This is a genomic window from Actinomadura gamaensis (genome assembly GCF_042652125.1).
Lineage (GTDB): Bacteria > Actinomycetota > Actinomycetes > Streptosporangiales > Streptosporangiaceae > Spirillospora > Spirillospora gamaensis.
In genome coordinates this window covers 663,180-681,894 of the sequence record NZ_JBHSIT010000003.1, presented here as the reverse complement: position 1 = coordinate 681,894, position 18,715 = coordinate 663,180, and the positions used below count along the sequence as shown (strand labels likewise).

The window sequence follows — 18,715 nt, the reverse complement described above, 5'->3', positions numbered from 1 at the left end:
ATGGGAATCCTCAGAAGGATCCGCGCGTGGGGTTCCCTCACGGCCGTGGGGGCGTGCGTGCTCGCGCTGGCCCAGGCGCCGTCCGGCCTCGCCGCCTCCTCCGGCGTCCCTTACGTGCCGGACTGGACGGCGGCGGGCCAGAACATCGGCAACACCCGCTACGCCGCGGCGGAGGCGCTGATCTCGCCGGCCAACGCGGGACGGCTGCGCCCCCGCTGGACGGCGACGCTCGGCGGCAACGTCGTCTCCACGCCCACCGTGTCGCTCGGCACCGTGTTCGTCCCCGACTACGGCGGGAACCTCACGGCGCTGGACGCGCTGACCGGGGCCGTCCGCTGGCAGCGTCCGGTCTCGTACTACAGCGGCGTGGCGGGTGACGTGTCCCGGACCAGCCCGGCCGCGACCCCGACGAGCGTCATCTTCGGCGACGGCGTCTCCAGCGTCCCCGGCACCGGCGGGGCGCGGGTGATGGCGGCCGACCGGTTCACCGGCGTCCGGCGGTGGAGCACGATCATCGACGCCGATCCCGCGGCCATCGTGACGACCTCGCCGGTCGTGGACGGCAACACCGTCTACGTCGGGACGGCCAGCCGGCTGGAGTTCGGCGATCCGAGCCCGGTGCGGTTCCGGGGCGCGGTCGTCGCGCTGAACGCCACGACGGGCGCCGTGCTGTGGCGCCGCTACACCGCGCCCACCGGATACACCGGCAACTCGGTGTGGGGCAGCTCGTTCGCCGTGGACCACCTCAACGGCTCGCTCTACGTCGCCACCGGCAACAACTACACCGTGCCGGACGGCGTGTGCACCCGGCCCGGCCAGGACGGCTGCACCCCCGCCGCCGCGGACGACTACACCGACTCGGTCCTGTCCCTCGACCTCGGCACCGGCGCGGTGAAGTGGGCCTTCCGCACGCTCGACGCCGACGTCGGGACCGAGGACTGCGACGAGTGCGGCCCCGACTTCGACTTCGCCCAGGCGCCCAGCCTGTTCGACGTCACCGTGAACGGGACCGTCCGGCACGTCGTCGGCGTCGGGCAGAAGAGCGGCCTGTACTGGGCGCTCGACCCGGCGACCGGCCACCAGTACTGGCACACGCAGGTCGGGCCGGGCAGCGACCTGGGCGGCATGGAGTGGGGGTCGGCCACCGACGGCACCCGGATCTACGTCGGCATCGGCAACGCCGAGCACGAGCCGTACCAGATCACCGGCGCGGACGGCACGACCACGACCGTCACCGGCGGCTCCTGGGCGGCGCTCGACCCGGCCACCGGCGCCAAGCTGTGGCAGGTCGCCGACCCCTACGGGACGCTGGACATCGGTTTCGTCAGCGCCGCCAACGGCGTCGTCTACACGGGCGGCATCGCCGGCGCCGCCGACACGATGTTCGCGCTCAACGCGCGCGACGGCTCGATCCTGTGGCGGTTCCACAGCGGCGGAGCCGTGGTGGGCGGCGCGGCGATCGTGAACGGCACCGTCTACTGGGGTTCGGGCTATTGGTTCGGCGCGTGCTCCGACGGCGGCTACGGCTGCGCCCAGAACAACAAGCTGTACGCCTTCTCTCCCGGCTGACCCCGTCCCCTCAGCTGATCCCGTTCCTCTTCCTCGTCTGAGCCCGTCCCCTCCCCTTAGCTGACGCGTCCGTTCCGCCTCCTGTCGACGCGTCGGGCACGCCGCCGCGGACCGCCCGTCCGCGGCGGCGTCGCACGTACGGCAGAAGTCCAAGGGACGCGCGGTGCGAGGGAATCAACGAAGGACGCGCGGTTCGGGAATCAACTCGACGCAGAGAGTTCCTCTGGCCGCTGCTCTTCGACCACGGCGTCCTCGGGCGCGCCGAACCACGCGACGGCGACGGCGCCGACCACGGCCAGCAGGAACCCCAGGACCGCCGCCCACGCGTAGCCCGGACGCGAGGCGTCCCCGAGCCAGAGGACGCCGATGGCGCCCGGAACCACGGTCTCCCCCACCACCAGCGCCGCCGTCGCGCCGTTGATCGAGCCGATCTGCAGGGCGACGGTGTGCAGGTACATGCCGCCGACGCCGCCGACGAGGATGGCGTACAGCGCCGGGTCGGTCAGCAGCGCGCCGAGGTCGATCGGGTCCACGCCGTTCAGCACCCGCACCCCGATGCCCACCACGCCGAACCCCAGGCCGGACAGCAGACCCGCCGGAATCGCCGCGTTGGCCCCCAGCCAGCGCACCGCGACGGTGCCACCGCCGATCAGCAGCACGGACGCCGCCAGCAGCCACCAGTGCGTGGAGATCGGAGTGCGTCCGTCGCCCTCCGGCCCGGCGGCGCCGGCCAGCAGCACCAGAGCCCCGCAGACGACGGCGATGGAGGCCCACTCCCGTCCGCTCAGCTTGACGCCCAGCAGCCTGATGCCCAGCACCGCGGTGATCACCAGGTTGGCGCTGATCACCGTCTGCGACAGGAACAGCGGCAGCAGCCGCGCGGCCAGCGCCCCGAGCCCGAAGCCGAGGAAGTCGAGCACCGTCCCCAGCAAGAACTCCCACGTCACGGCGGCCTTCGCGGTCGAGGAGAGGCTGGGCCCGCCGTGCTGGGTGGTGGCGCCCGCGGCGGCCTCCTGGCGCGCGGACCTGCGCGACCCCATGGCCTGCAACACCGACCCGACGCCATAACACGCCGACGCCGAGACGGCCGTGACGAGGCCAATGATCATCGATTGCTCCGTTCGCGTGACCGCCCTGCGGGGACCGGGAACCACCGCCGACGTACGAGCGCGAAGCGCAGTCGAGGCTCATCCCTCTCGCAAGATGACGCGCAATACCGAACAGAAGTTCCAGAAACGCCCCCCGAGCAGCACCTCGTGGTCCCCGTCGTCGGCACCGGCCGTCGACAGCGCGTTGTCCTCGGGGAGGCGGGAGCTCGGTCTTTGCGCTGCCCGGTTCAGTCCCGTCCTCGGAACGTGCGGCGGTAGGCGGCCGGGGAGACGCCCAGGGCCTTGTGCAGCTGCAGGCGCAGAGAGCGATCGGTGCCGAATCCGGCGTCACGTGCCACCCGGTCGACGGGAAGCGATGTGGTCTCCAGCAAGTGGCGGGCGTGCTCCAGACGACGTTGCAGAAGCCAGACGGTAGGGCTGAGACCGGTCTCGGCTCGGAACCGCCGGGTGAAGGTCCTCTTGCTCATGCCCGCGCGGTCCGCCAGCACCGCCAGTCCCATGGGCTCGCCGAGATGGGCGAGGGCCCATTCCCGGGCCGGGGCCGTGGTGGTGTCGGCCGCCACGGGGACGGGTCGTTCGATGAACTGGGCTTGGCCGCCCTCGCGCCAGGGCGGCACCACGCATCCGCGCGCCGCGCGGTTGGCCGCCTCGCTGCCGTGGTCCCGCCGCACCAGGTGCAGGCAGAGGTCGATCCCGGCCGCCGCGCCGGCCGAGGTGAGGATCTCGCCATCGTCGACGAACAGCACGTTGGGCTCCAGGCGCACGCCGGGGAACAACCGATGAAAGTGCTCGGTGAACGCCCAGTGGGTCGTGGCGGGCCGGCCGTCCAGCAGTCCGGCCGCCGCCAGGACGAAGGCGCCCGTGCAGATGGACACCAGACGCGCGCCCCGCTCGGCCGCGGCACGCAGCAGCTCCCCGGCGGCAGGCGCCAGGACGCCTTCGCTGACGGCTGGACTCCGCTGGGGGGCGGGGACGATGACGGTGTCCGCCCACTCCAAGGCGCCGGCGTCGTGGTCGGGCTGCAGTGTGAAGCCGGCCGAGGTGCGGACGCCGCGGCCGTCCAGAGTGCAGACACGCACCTCGTAGAGGGGCCCGTCGTCAGCGGCGGCGCTGTCGAAGATGCGACCGGGGATGCCGAGCTCGAAGGCGTAGACCTCGTCGAGGGCCAGCACCGCGATCCGGTGAGGCGTGTTCGGGGCCGGGGGGGTCATGGCCCGATATTTCCATAGGTTGTCCACCGGGCCACTGTTTCGCCGATGACCGCTTCAACAGACTCCTGCACATGACCTCGGTTACTCGGGACGACAAGAGCGCCGCCCCCTCCGGGCGGCGGCGGCCGCACTGGGCCTGGGCCGTGGCGGGCGTCTCCCTGCTGGTACTGATCTCCTCCTCGGGGTTCCGGGCGCTCCCCGGAGTGACCATGGACCCGATGCACGACCACGAGGGCTGGTCGCACAGCGAGATCTCCTTCGCGGTCTCGGTCAATCTGGTGATCTTCGCGCTGACCGCCCCCTTCGCCGCCGCCCTGATGATGAGGTACGGCATCGGACGGACGGTCGCGGCCTCGCTCGCCTTGATCGCCGTCGGCAGCGGCCTGCCGGCCCGGGCCGCCTCGGCCTGGCAACTCACGGTCTACTGGGGACTGCTGGTCGGGCTCGGCAGCGGCGCGCTCGCGGTGGCGTTCGTCACCACGCTCACCCAGCGCTGGTTCCACCGGCGCCGCGGCCTGGTGACCGGCGTGCTGACCGCCGGCGGCACGGCCGGGCAACTGGTCTTCCTTCCCCTCCTCGCCTGGCTGGTCGAGGCGACCGGTTGGCGGGCGGCGTCGCTGGTCGTCGCGGCGGCGGCCCTGGCCACCGCTCCCCTGGCCCTATGGCTGATCCGGGACGATCCACGAGAGCTCGGCCTGCGTCCCTATGGCGCCGACGATCTCTCCTCGGACGAGCTGTCGGCGATGACCGCCGACGAGCTCGGGGCCGAGCCGAGCGGCGCGCTTCGCGCGCTGGCCCAGGCTGCGCGCACGAGCACCTTCTGGCTGCTGGCCGGCGGGTTCGCCATCTGCGGTGTGACCACGGCGGGGATGATCCAGACGCACTTCGTCCCCGCCGCGGGAGACCACGGCATGCCGGGCACCACCGCGGCCGGCCTGCTCGCTCTGGCCGGGGTGTTCGACATCGTGGGAACGACCCTCTCGGGTTTCCTGACTGACCGCGTCGATTCGCGAGTGCTGCTGGGCGCCTTCTACACCCTGCGCGGGATCTCGCTGTTCTTCCTGCCCAGTCTCTTCAGCGACAGCCCCACACCGAGCCTGCTGGTCTTCACCGTCTTCTACGGCCTCGACTGGATCGCCACCGTCCCGCCGATGATCCGGCTCTGCCAGGACCACTTCGGAGCCGACGCCGCCATCGTCTTCGGATGGATGTGGACGGCGCACCAGCTGGGCGGGGCCGCAGCGGCCGCAGCGGGCGGCGTCATCAGGGACTATCTGGGCGCCTACACGATCGCCTGGTACGGCTCCGCGGTCCTCTGCCTCCTCGCGGCCGCGTCTTCACTCGCCATCAGAACCCGGCAGCAGACTTCGACAAGTGCGGCTACGGCCCGGTCCGCCGATCGCGGCATGACTGGTTCGGCGCCTGCGATCAGGAGATCACCATCTGGGGCGGGGACGGGGGCCGGTCGGGGGAAGCTGTGTCGATCACTTCGTCGAGGATTTCGCGGGAGCGGGTGAGGTCGGTGATCATGCGGGTGATGCGGTCGCGTTCGCCGGTGAGTTCGGCGACCAGTTTCGGGGTGGCGGTCTCGTTCGGGCGGCCGTCGGCGTCCCGGATGCAGGGCAGCAGTTGCGCGATCTTCTTGCTGTTGAGGCCCGCGGCGTAGAGCGTCTGGATGCGTATGACGCGGTCGATCGCCCATTCGCCGTAGTCCCGGTGGCCGCCGGGGGTGCGCTCCGCGTGGAGCAAACCCCGGCTCTCGTAGTAGCGCAGGGAGCGCTCGCTCACTCCGCTGCGCCGGGCCAACTCGCCGATCCGCATTCCGCACCTCGCACGAGGACTTGAACCTGACGTCAATGTCAACTTCTACCGTGTCGGCACGACGAACGCATCCTCGGGAGGGGAACAGCGATGGGTGAGTTGACCGGCAAGGTGGCGCTGGTGACCGGTGGCGGTCGCGGGATCGGCGCGGCGGTGGCACGACGGCTGGCCGACGCGGGGGCGGCGGTCGCGCTGACCTACGTCCAGGCCGAGGACCGAGCGCGTGAGGTCGCCGAGCGGATCGAGGCGGGCGGCGGCAGGGCCGCGGTCATCCGGGCCGACCTGACCCGGCCGCAGGACGCGGCGCAGGCGGTGGAGCAGACGGTGGACGAGCTCGGACGCCTCGACATCCTGGTGAACAACGCGGGCTTCCTCGCCTACGGCCCGCTGGCGGAGGTTTCGGCGGAGGAACTGGACCGCGTGCTGGCCGTGGACGTCCGGTCGGTGTTCCTGGCCGCCCAGGCCGCCGTCCGGCACATGGGCGACGGCGGACGGATCATCAGCATCGGGTCGTGCTTCAACGGTCGCGTCCCCGGTGCGAACTTCGTCCTGCAGGCGATGGCCAAGACCGCGCTCGTCGGGCTGACCAAGGGGCTCGCCCGGGAGCTGGGACCGCGCGGGATCACCGCCACGATCGTGGATCCGGGCCCGATCGACACCGACATGAACCCCGCCGACGGCGAGACCGCCGACTTCCAGCGCTCCCTCACCGCCTTGGGACGCTACGGCGAGGCCGACGACATCGCCGCCGCGGTGGCCTACCTGGCAGGCCCCGGCGGCCGTTACGTCACCGGCACCGCTCTCGCCGTGGACGGCGGCTACACCGCCTGACCGCGGCCGGTCCCGTCCGCCCGCACCCACGGGCGGCCGGGACTCCCGATCGGGTTCAGCACGGTGCCAGCGTCTGCGAGACGCCATACAGGCGGCGCGCGACGGTCGCTTGGGGGCGGGACGGCGTGGTGGCGGCGGGGGACGTGGGTCGGGTCGATTTTGGGGGGTCTTCAGCTGCCGGCTCGGCCTGGGGGGACGGGGCTTGGGGCAGGTCACGGGTGATGAAACGGACGGACGGGGAGGTTTGGGCGGCTCGTTCAGCGGTAGCCCAACAACGCCCTCCGGGCCTTCGAACTCGTTCCGGTGCCCGTCCGCACAGGGGAGGCAGAGCCATTTACGCCGCGATCATCATCCCGCCCGCAGGTCTCGTCCTACTCGTCGCCATGCACTGGCTGGAGACGGTTCTTCTGCCTGAATCCCGCGCCGATCCGGCCGCGGAGCCGGTCGGCGACGGGACTCGTGCTGAACGGCCGTCCTCTGGCGGGACCGTGGTGCCGCTGAAGCGGGAGGTTCGGGTGCTCGCCGGGAGCGGGCGCGCGGCCGGAGACCGGACGGACGAGGAACGCCGCGTCGCCGCGGCCGGGTGAGTCCGGGGCACGGGGGCTGTTTAGCGCGTTGCTGGGGGGAACGGATGGCGGAAGTCCGGCACGACCCGGCCGGATGGTGGACTAGGGGGAGGTGACGGGTTATGAGCACGGCACGGTCGTCGGGTTCGGAGCCATCGGTGGGTGAGCTGGTCAAGCAGGCCACCGAGCAGATTCCGGAGCTGGTCCGGGCGGAGATGCGCCTGGCGGTTGCGGAGATGAAGCAGAAGGGACGTCACGCCGGGCTCGGAGCGGGCCTGTTCGGTGGGTCCGGGCTCATGGCGCTGTACGGGGTGGGGGCGCTGCTGGCCGCGGTGATCGCGGCCCTGGCGCTGGTGCTGCCCGTGTGGGCGTCGGCCCTGATCGTCGGGGCGGTGCTGCTGATCGCCGCGGCGGTGCTGGGGCTGCTGGGCCGCTCCCAGGTCGGGCAGGCGGAGCCGCCGATGCCCGAACAGGCGATCAAGTCCACCCGCCAGGACATCACCGAGATCAAGGAGAGGGCACACCGATGACCACCGACCCGTCCGGCGCCGAGAACAGGACGCACGAGACCGGCGACCCGGAGGAGCTGCGCGAGCAGGTCGAGCACCAGCGCGAGAGGCTGGGCGAGACGGTCGAGGCGCTGGCCGCCAAGACCGACGTCAAGACCAAGGCCAAGGAGACGGCCGAGCAGGTTCGGGAGAAGGCGGTCGCGTCGGCGCACGACACCGCTCAGGCCGCGCGCGACAAGGCCGAGCAGGCGGGACGGCAGGTCCAGGACAAGACCCGCCGGATCACCGAGCGGGCCCGGCAGACCGCGAGCGAGACGCAGGGCCGGCCCGCGGCGCGGCGCGGCGGCGCGGTCGTCGTGGCCGCCGCCGTCGCGGGCGGGCTGGCGGTGTGGGTCTGGCGTCGCCGGCGGGCCGTCCGTCCGCAGACGCGCCGGGAGAGGCTCACCGCCGCCGCGCAGCAGACCGGATCGCAGATCCGGGAGAGGGCCGCCTCGTCCGACGCCGTCTCGACCGCGGCCTCGGCCGCTCGGTCGGCGGCCGACAACGCCCGCAAGGGGATGGCCTCGCCCGACTTCAAGCCGCGCGCCCAAGGGGCGGTCGCGGCCACCGCGGTCCTGACGGTGTGGGGGTGGAGGCGCCGCCGCCGCGCGGCGCGCCGCGCCCGCCGCGATCAGGTCGTGGTGATGTGACGGAGGGAGCGAGCGGAAGATCGTGATGAGCGAACGCGGCAAGAAGAATCCCCCGAACGGTCCTCATGGCGAAGACGCTCGCGCGGCCCGGACTCCGGACGGCGCGGCGGCCGGGACCGCGGGCACGAAGAGGTCCGATGTACCGGACGGTCCGACCGAGATGGCGCCGAGGTCGTGGTGGGGCGCGGTCAAACGCACCGCCGGCGAGTACAAGAACGACAACCTGGGCGACTGGGCCGCCGCGCTCACCTACTACAGCGTGCTGTCCATCTTCCCGGCCATGCTCGTCGTGGTGTCGGTGATCGGACTGGCGGGCAAGTCGGTGTCCCAGGACCTGATCACCAACGTCGGGGCCATGGCGCCCGGCTCGGTGAAGCAGGTCCTCACCGACGCCCTCACCCAGTTGCAGCGCGGTCGCGGCGGCGCGAGCGTGGCCGCCCTGGCGGGTCTCGCCGCCGCGCTGTGGTCGGCGTCCGGGTACGTGGGGGCGTTCATGCGCGCCAGCAACGCCGTCTACGCCGTCCCCGAGGGACGGCCGATCTGGAAGACACTGCCGCTGCGGCTGGCCGTCACCGTGGTGACGCTGGTCCTGCTGTCGGCGTCGGTGCTGGCCGTGGTGATCTCCGGTCCGCTGGCCCGCAAGGCCGGGGACATGATCGGTCTCGGATCGGCCGCGGTCACCACGTGGGACATCGTCAAATGGCCGGTGCTGCTGGTGGTGGTCAGCTTCCTGTTCGCGCTGCTGTACTGGGCCTCCCCCAACGCCAAGCAGGGGTTCCGGTGGGTCACCCCCGGCAGCGTCCTGGCACTGGTGATGTGGCTGCTGGCCTCGGCGGTGTTCGCGTTCTACGCGTCCAACTTCAGCTCCTACAACAAGACCTACGGCAGCCTCGCCGCGGTCATCATCTTCCTGGTCTGGCTGTGGATCACCAACACGGCGATCCTGCTGGGCGCCGAGCTGAACGCCGAACTCGAACGCGGTCGCGCCATCGCCACCGGCACGCCCGAAACGCAGGAGCCCTACGTCGAGCCCCGCGACACCCGCACCTTCGACCAGGCCGAACGCGACGCCCTGAACGCCGCCGAGCCCGCGGAACGTGCAGAGCGTCCGGAGCGGGCAGAGCGGGCAGAGCGTCCGGAGCGGGCAGAGCGTGGCGCGGAGGCCGCCGAGCCGGTGAGGCGGGCCGAGCCTGCGGAACGGCACCGGCGCTGACCACGGCCGCGGACGTCCCGGCGCCCGGCGCCCGGCGCCCGGCCAGGCTCTTCGAACCGCAACCACACGTGAACGAGCCTGGCCGGGCGGGTCGGCCGATCGGCCTGTCGCGCGAAAGTCCTGAGGCTTAGTTGGACAGGGTCAGGAGGACGGGGTGGACGGCTCGGATGGCATTGGCGTGCAGGTGTGCCATCAGGCGGCGGGCATCGGCGGAATCGCGAACCAGAAGGCATCCGGGGTCGATGCGGCCGCTGGTGACGGAGTTTTCGGGGACGGCCAGTTGCGATTCGGGAAAGGCTCGGATGTGGGTCGCGGCATAGCCGGACGGTAGCGGCAGGGCCGGGCCTTCTCGGGGCAGTTCGGCGATGAGGAGGATCTGGGCCGAGCCTCCGCCGGCCAGGACGGACGGTAGGCGTTCGACCAGGGTGGTGAGCGCGGTCGGTGCGGCCATCCAGCCGGGTTCCCGGTCGTCGTCACGGTGGGTCGGGCCGGTCGGGCTGTTGAAGATGACGTGGTCGGCAGGCGGGTGGACGCGCAGGTCGGTGGCGAGATCGCCGAGCGTGAAGGTGGCGGCGCGTCCGTTGAGGACGGCGTTGGCGCGCGAGTAGGCGACCGCGCGCGGGTTGATGTCCACGCCTATGACCGAGTCGTAGCGGTCGGCCAGGGACAGGGCGAGGAAACCCGACCCGCAGCCGATGTCGAGAAGGCGGCCTTTCATGGCGGCGACGTTTTCGAGCAGCAAGAGGCTGGACGCGTGGGGCGGCATGACCAGGTCGCGGCGCGTGGTCATCGTGATCGCGCCGTTGGCCGTCCGGAAGAGGGGATCCGACAGGAAGTACATCGAGTCGAAAGGCGAGAGGGAGACCAGAGAACGGACACTGTCCCGTTCTCTGACGAGCAGGTGGAGGGCCTCGAAAGCTTCCCGAAGGCTTGCTGGGACGGACTTCTCGTAGGTGGCTGAAGGAAGTGCGGCGTTGCAGATGAAGAGGTGGGCCAGGATTCCGGGAAGTGTTCCGGTCAGGTCGTCCGGTGAGGTGGCGGCGTAGAGCGCGGAGTTGGTCAGCAGGTCCGCCGGAGTCGCCGCGTGAAGCGAGCGGGCGGCGGTCTCGGCGGTGAATCCGGCGTCCCGCAGCAGTTCGCCGAGACCGTCCACCCTGGCGTCAGGAGTCCAGCGCGGCATCGTCGTCACCATCGAGAAGGGTCGTCCAGCGGTTGTAGAGGTCGCCCACCGACGCGGCGGTGAACGGGGCGCGGTAGGTCGCGTCGACCAGCGCGCCGCCATCGGTGGGTATGACGTCGAAGAACAGGTCGTGGCGCGCCGGACCGGGCGGCGGCGGGGCCAGGCGCGCCGACAGACCGGCCCATTCCCCCGCTTCCAGGGGCGGGTTCAGGTCGAACAGGATCCGCGCCAGGTCGTGGGCTTCGGGTGGACGGCGCATGTGCTCGAAGTCGTCGAGGAGCGCGGCGCGGTTCCGGGCCAGGTAGGCGGCGAAGTTTTCGCCGGGGACGTGGCGGCTGGCGAAGGGCAGGACGTCGACGTGGCAGCCGACGTGGCGGGCGGTCGGCTCGGGACGCCGGTCCACGGACGTGGCGACGACGAGGTCCGGATGGGCCGTCGTCTCGTGCAGGGCGTGGGCGAAGGCGAAGAACATCAGCATGAACGGCGTGGAGTTGGACGCCGCCGCTCGGCGGGTCAGCTGCTCCCAGCGGTCCGGAGTGATCCGGCGGATGTGCCGTTCGGCGGGGGCGTCCGCTTCGTGAGGGGCGGGAGCGGGGACGGACGCGAGCCGGGTGTGCCAGTACTCGTCGGGCGCGTCCGGCTCGTCGGACGGCGGAGGGAGCAGTTCGGGCAGGTCGGGCTCCGAGCCGCGTGCCAGGTGGGAGTAGGCGTGGGCCAGGTCGTCCAGGATGACGGCCAGCGAGCGACCGTCCACGACGGTGTGGTGCCCGGACAGGACGAGGGTGTGGTGGTCGGCGTCCTGCCTGAGCAGCGCGGCGCGGAAGAGCGGGCCCGCGTCCAGGTCGAAGGGGGCGTGGGTGTGCTGCCGGAGCGCCTCGGCGTGGCGTGCGGCACGGTCCGCCGGAGGGATTTCGGACAGGTTGACGACGGGCAGCCTGGTCGGGCTCGGGGGCGCGACACGGAGGGCGGCGCCTTCAGAGGTGAAGGACGACCGGAGCGCCGGATGCCGTGCTCGGAGTGCGTCGAGGGCTCTGCGCAGCCCGTCCTGGTCGAGTGAGCCTCTAAGTTCAACGAGGACGGACTCGTTGTAGGCGCTTGACGCGTCGTCGCCCAGGCGAAGGCATCGCTCACGCAACCGCCGCTGCCTGGGCGAGGCGACCAGTTCGGCTCGCCCTTCCGTCGAGATATGCCCAGCGGCGCGGCCCCCGGACGCGGCGGACTTAGGGCCGAAGCCGGCGCGCGCCAGTCGATCGAGGCTGGAGCCGACGACGGAGACGAGCCGCTCGGCGTCGGCGTCGGTGTGGGCGGTCGACAGGAAGAACGTCCGGCCCTCCCACACGTACAGCCGCTCGGCCAGCATGCAGTGGTAGAGCATCTCCAGGGGAAGCGGCTGGTAGAGGTCGGCGGCGCCCGCGTACTGGAAGCGCCACATCGAACCGAAGGACGCGATCGTGTACGGCAGACCGGCTCGCTCGACGAGTTCGCGGAGCGCGGTCACGGTCCGATCGGCGCGGGCGTTGAGGTCGGTGTAGAGGGCCTCGCCCCGCTCCTGGACGTGCGTGAGGACGGCCTGGGCGGCGACCATCGCCAGCGGGTGCTTCTGGAACGTCCCGCCGAACAGTGTCGTCGGCGCGTCGGGGGCGCTGTCGTCGCCGTAGGCCCACGGGCCGCCGTCCATGCCGTCGAGCAGCGCGGCCCGGCCCGCGATCGCGGCGACGGGCAGCCCGCCGCCGAGGATCTTGCCGTAGGTGGTGAGGTCGGGGGTGATCCCGAAGTGCCCCTGCGCGCCGCGCGGGCCGATCCGGAACCCCGTGATCATCTCGTCGAAGACCAGGACGATGCCGTGCCGGCGGGTCAGCTCCCGCAGGTCGGCGAGGAACGCGCCGGGGCGCCGTCCGGGATCGCGGTTCTGGACGGGCTCGACGAGCACGGCCGCGATCCGGTCGGCGTGCTCGGCGACCAGCTCCAGCGACCTCGGCGCGTCGTACGGCAGGACGATCACGTCCTCCAGCGCGCCCGCGGACAGCCCGGCGGCGCCCGGCAGGACGTCGCCGGGACGGTCGCCCATCATGCCGAGCACCGCGTCGGTGATGCCGTGGTAGGAGCGCGTGAAGTAGACGATCTTCGGGCGCCCGGTGGCCAGCCGCGCCAGCCGGATCGCGCCCGCCACGGCCTCGGACCCGGTGTTGCAGAACGTCGCCCGGTCGTGGCCGGTGAGCTCGCACAGCTGCTCCGCGACCCGGTAGGACGTCTCGACCTGGAACCCGATGGAGAAGGTCCGGTCGAGCTGCCGCCGGACGGCGCGGGTGACGAAGTCCGGACCGTGCCCGAACAGGTGCACGCCGAAGCCGAGGCAGTAGTCGGTGTACTCCACGCCGTCGGCGTCCCAGAGCCGCGAGCCCGCCGCGCGCTCGACGGTGAGCGGCACGTTCAGCTCCTTGAGCGGCGGGCGGAAGGTCGCCCACGGACGGCTCTCCGCCAGCCGGGAGCGGTACCGTCCGGCCAGGCGCTTGGACGCCGGGCTGCGTCCGGCCAGGTCGGACGCCAGCGCCGCGATCAGCCCGCGCTGCGGCTCGGTCAGCGCGGACGCCTCGGCCGGCCGGGAAGCCGCGGCCGACCGGGAAACCGGAGCCGGTCGGGAAACCGCGGCCGGTCGGGAAACCGCGGCCGGCCGGGAAACCGGGGCCGGTCGGGACGCTGTGGTCGGCGCGCTCGGGCGGGACGAGGGTGATGGCCGTGTCGTCGGGACGGAGGTTCCGGTCGGAGACACCTCGGGGGCAGAACGCGAGGGCGCGGGCGGTGGCGGTGGTGGTGGTGTTCCGCCGAGCAGGCGGAGTTGCTCGCGCATGATGTCGAGCTGGGCCGCGACGACGCCCTCGAAAGCCGGTGTCCCGGCCACCGGTTCCTTCGGCGCCGCCGACCCGTCCGACGGTGGGACGGACACGGAGATCGGCGCGGAGACGGGAGCGGGGGCGGAGGCCTGCGCCGGGCGTCCGGTGGCTTGCAGGACTTTCGACAGCGCGGCGACGGTGGGGTGGTCGTCGAAGAGCTGGCTGGGCTGGAGGTCGGTTCCGTAGCGCTCGTTGAGGTGGGTGACGAGCCGGAGCAGGATCATGCTGTCCGCGCCGAGTTCGAGAAAGCGCTGGTCGTCCGCGATGTCGGACGGGCGGCAGCCGAGGAGGTCCGCGAGCCTGTCCTTGATGTCCGTCGTGCAAGCGTCGTCCATGACGTCCTTTACCGGTAGGGCCCAGTAGCTTCGGTGCTGCCAGGGGTGGCCCGGCGCGCCGGGCAGCGGACGGCCGCCCGGCTGCGCCCGGCTCCAGTCGATCGGCGCGCCGCGCGCGTACAGGTCGGCCAGCACGGGACGGACGTCTCCGGCCTCCCCGCGCTTCATGCTGAAAGCGGGCATCACCTGGGCCGTTCCGCCCGCCGCCCGCGCGCTCGCGAGGATGTCGGAGGCGTGCGTGATCCGCGGCCCGATCTCCAGGAACGAGGTGAATCCGGCTTCCACGAGCGCGTCGATCGCCGAGCGGAAGCGCACGCGCTCGCGCACACCCCTCCCCCAGTACGCGCCCGTGACGGCGGCCTCCGGAGTCAGCAGTTCGCCCGTCACGGACGAGAACATCGGGCTGGACGGCGCCCCCGGACGCAACCCGCCGAGCGAGCCGTTGAGTGACGTGGTCAGGCGCCGTGCGGGGTCGTCCATCAGCGGGCTGTGGAAGGCGAAGTCGCCCGGCAGCATGCGGCAGGGGAACCCGGCCTCGCCCAGTTCGTCCACGACGCGCCGCACCTTGCCCGCCTCGCCGGAGACGACGACCGATCGCGGCCCGTTGTCCACCGCGAGCACGACGTCCCCGTGCAGGTGCGGGACGATGTCGTCCGCGGGCGCGGAGACGACGGCCATCCGCCCCCGGCCCGCCGCGGCCTGCATGGCGGCGCCGCGCGCGACGACCAGCCGGACCGCGTCGTCGAAGCCCAGCAGGCCGGAGACGTGCGCGGCGGCGGCCTCGCCCGCGCTGTGCCCGGCGACGGCCGCCGGGACGACGCCGAACGAGCGCCACAGCGCCGCCAGCCCGGTCTGCAACGTGAACAGCGCGGCCTGCGCGATGTCGGTCCGGCGCAGGAGCGCGGTCGCCTCGTCCGGATCGTCGCCGCGCAGCAGCGCCAGGACGGAGACGCCCAAAGGTGCGCGGAAGGCGGCGTCGCAGCGTGCCGCGTGCTCGGCGAACAGCGGTTCGGCGAGCAGGCCGTCTCCCATGCCGGGGAACTCCCGGCCCTGCCCGCCGAAGACGAGGACGGGGTCGCGCCATCGGGGCGCGTCCGGTGGCGCGGTGTGAACCTCCGGGATGGGACGTTCTGCGGCGTAGGCGGCGAGCGCGGCGCGCAGCGCGTCACGGTCCGGGACGACGAAAGCGGCGCGGTGCTCGTGGTGGCTGCGCCGCTCCCCCGCCGTATGGCAGACGTCGTCGAGCGCGGCCGTCCCCTCGCTGAGCCAGCTCGCGTACCGTCCGGCCAGCTCGCGCAGCGCCTCGGGCGACTTGGCGGACAGGGGGAACAACCGCGCCCCACCCCGCCCGCGCGCCGGCTCGGCGCGCACGGCCTCCGCCCGATGTTCGGCGACGATGACGTTGGCATTCGTGCCGCCGAAGCCGAAGGAGCTGACCGCGCCGATCCGGCCGTCCGGGTCGTGCCAGTCCCGCGCCTCGGTCACGATGTCCAGGCCGGGGACGAGGGGCAGCCGGGGGTTGGGCGGTGTGGCGTGGAGCGTGGCGGGCAGCCGGCCGTTCCGGACGCACAGGACGAGCTTGATCAATCCGGCGATTCCGGCCGCTGCCTCGGCGTGCCCGATCGTCGCCTTGATCGCGCCCACTCCGCACACGCCTCCCGTGCGGGCGGCGCCTAGGGTGCGGGCCAGGGCGCCGACCTCGATCGGGTCGCCCAGCGGGGTGCCGGTTCCGTGGGCCTCCACGTAGCCGATCCGCGACGCGGGCGTTCCGGCGTCGGCGAGCGCGCGCCGGATCACCGCCTCCTGCGCGGGTCCGTTGGGCGCGGTCAGCCCGTTGCTGCGTCCGTCCTGGGTGACCGCCGATCCCCGGAGGACGGCCAGGATCGGGTCGCCGTCGGCGCGGGCGCGCTCCAGCGGCTTCAGCACGACGATGCCGCAGCCGTCGCTGCGCACGTACCCGTCCGCGGCGGCGCCGAAGGAATGGCAGCGGCCGGTCGGCGACAGCATCCCGAAGGCGTCCAGCGCCGCGGAGATCTCCGGCGCGAGGACGAGGTTGACGCCCCCGGCGAGGGCGATGTCGCACTCCCCCGAGCGCAGCGCGCGCAGCGCCAGGTGGACGGCGACCAGCGAGGACGAGCAGGCGGTGTCCACGGCCATGCTCGGCCCGTGCATGTCGAGGTGGTAGGAGAGCCGGTTGGCGGCGATCGACGTGGCCTGCCCGGTGCTGAGGTAGCCGTCCGGGGCGGCGCCGTCGCGGCCCAGCAGGCGGCCGTGCTCGCTGCCGCTGATGCCGACGAAGACGCCGCCCCGGTCGAGCGCGCCGCCGTACGGCGGGATCCCGGCGCGTTCGAGCGCCTCCCAGGCGACCTCCAGCAGGATGCGCTGCTGCGGGTCCAGGAGCGTCGCCTCCCGGTTGGAGACGCCGAAGAACGCGGCGTCGAACTGGTCCACGTCGTCGAGGCGTCCGATCCGGGCCGTCCCGCCGGGCGAGCCGGCTGAGCGAGCCGAGCCGGCCGGCCCGTGCGGGGTGGCGTCGGCGAGGGCGTCGCGGCCGTCGAGGAGCGTCCGCCACAGGTCCTCGGGTGACCGGATGCCGCCGGGGAAGCGGCAGGCCATCCCCACGACGGCGACCCCGCCCGCGACCTCTCCTGCACCCCCGCCCGTTACCTCTCCGGCGGCCTCGGAGGCGACTTCGGCGGCCATCTAGGCGTGTCCCGTCAGCGCCGAGGCCACCTGGGCGACGGTCGGGTTGTCGAAGAGCAGGCTCGACGGCAGCGGGACGCCGAGGAACTCCTCGAACAGGCCGACGAGCTCCTGCGTGCCCGCCGAGTCGAGGCCGTAGTGCGCGAGCGGCGTGTCGTCGTCGATGCCGCCCGGCGGGATGCCGAGGACCCCCGACACGAACCGCCGCACGGTCGGCTTGAGCAGCGTCACGGTATGCCTGGCGGACACGCCCGCCCGGTCGTCGCGGGGGGACGCGCCGAGCACGTCCACCGTCCGGCAGGCCGCGAGGCCCCCGGCGGACAGCAACCGACGGCATTCGCTCCGCCTCGGCTTGCCGCTGGTGGTCTTGGGCACCGCGCCCGGCGGTAGCAGCGCGACGGTGTGCAAGGCGATTCCCAGCGTCTCTGTGACGGCGCCGCGGATCGCCGCGACGACCTGCGGCAAGTCCTCGTCGGGGACGGTGTCGCGAACCTCGTAGGCGAGCGTGACCTGCTCGTCCGTCGCGAACGCGACGCCGCAGCCCGGCCGCAGTCCGGCGTGGGCCCGGCCCGCGACGTGCTCGATGTCGCTCGGGTAGTGGTTGCGTCCGCGCAGGATGATGACGTCCTTGCGGCGTCCGGTGACGTAGAGCTCGCCGTCCCGGACGAAGCCGAGGTCGCCCGTCCGCAGGAACGGCCCGTCGCCGCCGTCCTCGCCACCGTCCTCGCCGCCGTCCTCGCCGCCGTCCTTCCCGCCGCTCGCTCCGGCACCTCCGGCGAGCCGGGCGGCGAAGATCTCCTCGGTGGCCGCGGGGTTGCGGTGGTAGCCGCGCGCGACGCTGGCTCCGGCGAGCCAGATCTCGCCCACCGTCCCGTCCGGCAGCGGACGGGCGGTGTCCGGATCGACGACCCGCAGGTCGAAGCCGTCCAGCGGACGTCCGCAGGAGGGCACGGGGCGTCCGGCGTGGTCGCGCCACGCGGGCGGGGCGCCGATGTCGACGGTGGTGACCGCGAGCGTCGCTTCGGCCAGGCCGTAACCCGGCGTCGGCGCGGTGGCGCGGAGGCCGTGCGGGGCGAAGGCGGCGGCGAACTCGGCCATCGTCGCCGGCTGGACGGGCTCGGACCCGTTCCCCGCGGCCCGCCACGAGCCGAGGTCGAGGACGCGCCGCTCCGCCTCCGGCACCTTCCGCACGCACAGGTCGTAGGCGAAGTTCGGCGCGATGGAGTGCGTCCCCCCGTACTCGGAGATCGCGCGGAGCCACCGGCCGGGCCGCCGCAGGAAGGACTCCGGCGACAGGTGGACGGCCCGCGCGCCCGAGACCAGCGGCATCAGCACCGTGTAGATCAGGCCCATGTCGTGGAAGACCGGCAGCCAGCCGACCACGACGTCCTCCGCGGTCAGTTCCGTCCGCTCGCTGAGCGCGCCGAGCTGGTGGGCCAGGTTCGCCCGCGTGACCTCCACGCCCTTCGGCTCCGCCGTGGAGCCGGACGTGTACTGGAGGTAGGCCACGCCGTCGTCCGGCGGACTGACCTGGCGCTTCGCCGGCCGGGCAGCGTCAGGGACGGACGACCGCGCTGGTCCGGCCGCAACGTCCGGGGCCGTGGTGCCGTCCAGCCAGGGAAGGCCGCGCAGGGCGGGAAGCGACGCCGAGAGCTCCCCGGCGGAGACCTCGGACGACGCGCTCACCGCCGTCACCCGGGCGTCGGCGACGATCGAGCTCAGCCGCTCGACGGTGCGGTGGTAGGGACGGGCCGGCGGCGGCGTGGGCACGGCGATCACCCCGGCGCGCAGGCAGCCGAGGAACGCGGTGACGAACTCCTGGCCGCTCGCGTACAGCAGCAGGACTGTGTCACCGGGGCGGACGAGCGCGCCGAGCCGGTCGGCGAACCCGAGCGCCCGGTCGCGGACCTCCCGGTAGGTGAGGTCGGTGCGGTGCGGCTCGTCGTCGCGGGACCCTCCCGGGTAGGTCAGGTCGGTCAGCGCGACCCGGTCGGGTCGGACGGCGGCGTGGTGTTCGACGGCCGACCACACGTCGTCGGCGGCGGCGGGCATGGCGGTCTCCTCGATGCGGGTCGTTGGCGGGGTGCG

At 72.9% G+C, this 18,715-nt stretch carries 12 protein-coding genes; 6 read left to right on the top strand and 6 right to left on the bottom strand.

Annotated features, from left to right (window positions below; genetic code table 11):
- Entirely contained in the window at positions 1–1,569 is a 1,569-nt protein-coding gene (locus tag ACFPCY_RS13310; protein ID WP_378254797.1) for an outer membrane protein assembly factor BamB family protein, read from the top strand.
- Positions 1,570–1,769: 200 nt separating this feature from the next.
- Here the strand turns inward: ACFPCY_RS13310 and ACFPCY_RS13305 are convergent, their stop codons facing one another.
- Entirely contained in the window at positions 1,770–2,678 is a 909-nt protein-coding gene (locus ACFPCY_RS13305) for a DMT family protein (RefSeq protein WP_378254795.1), read from the bottom strand.
- A gap of 227 nt (positions 2,679–2,905) precedes the next feature.
- Positions 2,906–3,889, bottom strand: coding sequence for a GlxA family transcriptional regulator (locus ACFPCY_RS13300; protein WP_378254793.1), 984 nt, complete (start codon positions 3,887–3,889; stop codon positions 2,906–2,908).
- A 71-nt stretch (positions 3,890–3,960) separates the two neighbouring features.
- Between ACFPCY_RS13300 and ACFPCY_RS13295 the strand changes: the two genes are divergently transcribed.
- Entirely contained in the window at positions 3,961–5,406 is a 1,446-nt protein-coding gene (locus ACFPCY_RS13295; RefSeq protein WP_378254792.1) for an MFS transporter, read from the top strand.
- Here the strand turns inward: ACFPCY_RS13295 and ACFPCY_RS13290 are convergent.
- Entirely contained in the window at positions 5,318–5,710 is a 393-nt protein-coding gene (locus ACFPCY_RS13290; RefSeq protein ID WP_378254790.1) for a MerR family transcriptional regulator, read from the bottom strand. The two genes, ACFPCY_RS13295 and ACFPCY_RS13290, sit on opposite strands and share 89 nt — an antisense overlap.
- 90 nt (positions 5,711–5,800) lie before the next feature.
- On the opposite strand from ACFPCY_RS13290, the gene ACFPCY_RS13285 reads away from it, so the two are divergent.
- From ACFPCY_RS13285 to ACFPCY_RS13270, 4 genes are all read left to right on the top strand, one after another.
- Entirely contained in the window at positions 5,801–6,541 is a 741-nt protein-coding gene (locus ACFPCY_RS13285; RefSeq protein ID WP_378254788.1) for an SDR family NAD(P)-dependent oxidoreductase, read from the top strand.
- Positions 6,542–7,265: 724 nt separating this feature from the next.
- Positions 7,266–7,637, top strand: coding sequence for a phage holin family protein (locus ACFPCY_RS13280; RefSeq protein WP_378254786.1), 372 nt, complete (start codon positions 7,266–7,268; stop codon positions 7,635–7,637).
- Complete coding sequence (locus ACFPCY_RS13275; protein ID WP_378254784.1) at positions 7,634–8,305, top strand: DUF3618 domain-containing protein; 672 nt, start codon at positions 7,634–7,636, stop codon at positions 8,303–8,305. The genes ACFPCY_RS13280 and ACFPCY_RS13275 overlap by 4 nt, the downstream gene beginning before the upstream one ends.
- Before the next feature lie 160 nt (positions 8,306–8,465).
- The gene (locus ACFPCY_RS13270; protein WP_378254782.1) at positions 8,466–9,518 is read left to right on the top strand and encodes a YihY/virulence factor BrkB family protein; all 1,053 of its coding nucleotides are present in this window, start codon (positions 8,466–8,468) and stop codon (positions 9,516–9,518) included.
- A 127-nt stretch (positions 9,519–9,645) separates the two neighbouring features.
- Here the strand turns inward: ACFPCY_RS13270 and ACFPCY_RS13265 are convergent, their stop codons facing one another.
- From ACFPCY_RS13265 to ACFPCY_RS13255, 3 genes are read right to left on the bottom strand one after another with little or no spacing between them, the layout of a single operon-like run.
- Positions 9,646–10,698 (bottom strand): methyltransferase, encoded by a 1,053-nt coding sequence (locus ACFPCY_RS13265; RefSeq protein WP_378254780.1) that lies wholly within the window; start codon positions 10,696–10,698, stop codon positions 9,646–9,648.
- Positions 10,679–16,627, bottom strand: coding sequence for an aminotransferase class III-fold pyridoxal phosphate-dependent enzyme (locus ACFPCY_RS13260; protein ID WP_378254778.1), 5,949 nt, complete (start codon positions 16,625–16,627; stop codon positions 10,679–10,681). Before ACFPCY_RS13260 ends, ACFPCY_RS13265 begins: the two co-directional genes overlap by 20 nt.
- The gene (locus tag ACFPCY_RS13255) at positions 16,628–18,679 is read right to left on the bottom strand and encodes an AMP-binding protein (protein WP_378254776.1); all 2,052 of its coding nucleotides are present in this window, start codon (positions 18,677–18,679) and stop codon (positions 16,628–16,630) included.
- Positions 18,680–18,715 lie beyond the last annotated feature (36 nt).

Coding starts and splice junctions, on each gene's coding strand:
- ACFPCY_RS13295 (WP_378254792.1), top strand. CDS start 3,961: ATGACCTCGGTTACTCGGGACGACAAGAGCGCCGCCCCCTCCGGGCGG.
- ACFPCY_RS13305 (WP_378254795.1), bottom strand. CDS start 2,678: ATGATCATTGGCCTCGTCACGGCCGTCTCGGCGTCGGCGTGTTATGGC.
- ACFPCY_RS13265 (WP_378254780.1), bottom strand. CDS start 10,698: ATGCCGCGCTGGACTCCTGACGCCAGGGTGGACGGTCTCGGCGAACTG.
- ACFPCY_RS13285 (WP_378254788.1), top strand. CDS start 5,801: ATGGGTGAGTTGACCGGCAAGGTGGCGCTGGTGACCGGTGGCGGTCGC.
- ACFPCY_RS13270 (WP_378254782.1), top strand. CDS start 8,466: ATGGCGCCGAGGTCGTGGTGGGGCGCGGTCAAACGCACCGCCGGCGAG.
- ACFPCY_RS13255 (WP_378254776.1), bottom strand. CDS start 18,679: ATGCCCGCCGCCGCCGACGACGTGTGGTCGGCCGTCGAACACCACGCC.
- ACFPCY_RS13300 (WP_378254793.1), bottom strand. CDS start 3,889: ATGACCCCCCCGGCCCCGAACACGCCTCACCGGATCGCGGTGCTGGCC.
- ACFPCY_RS13275 (WP_378254784.1), top strand. CDS start 7,634: ATGACCACCGACCCGTCCGGCGCCGAGAACAGGACGCACGAGACCGGC.
- ACFPCY_RS13310 (WP_378254797.1), top strand. CDS start 1: ATGGGAATCCTCAGAAGGATCCGCGCGTGGGGTTCCCTCACGGCCGTG.
- ACFPCY_RS13260 (WP_378254778.1), bottom strand. CDS start 16,627: ATGGCCGCCGAAGTCGCCTCCGAGGCCGCCGGAGAGGTAACGGGCGGG.
- ACFPCY_RS13290 (WP_378254790.1), bottom strand. CDS start 5,710: ATGCGGATCGGCGAGTTGGCCCGGCGCAGCGGAGTGAGCGAGCGCTCC.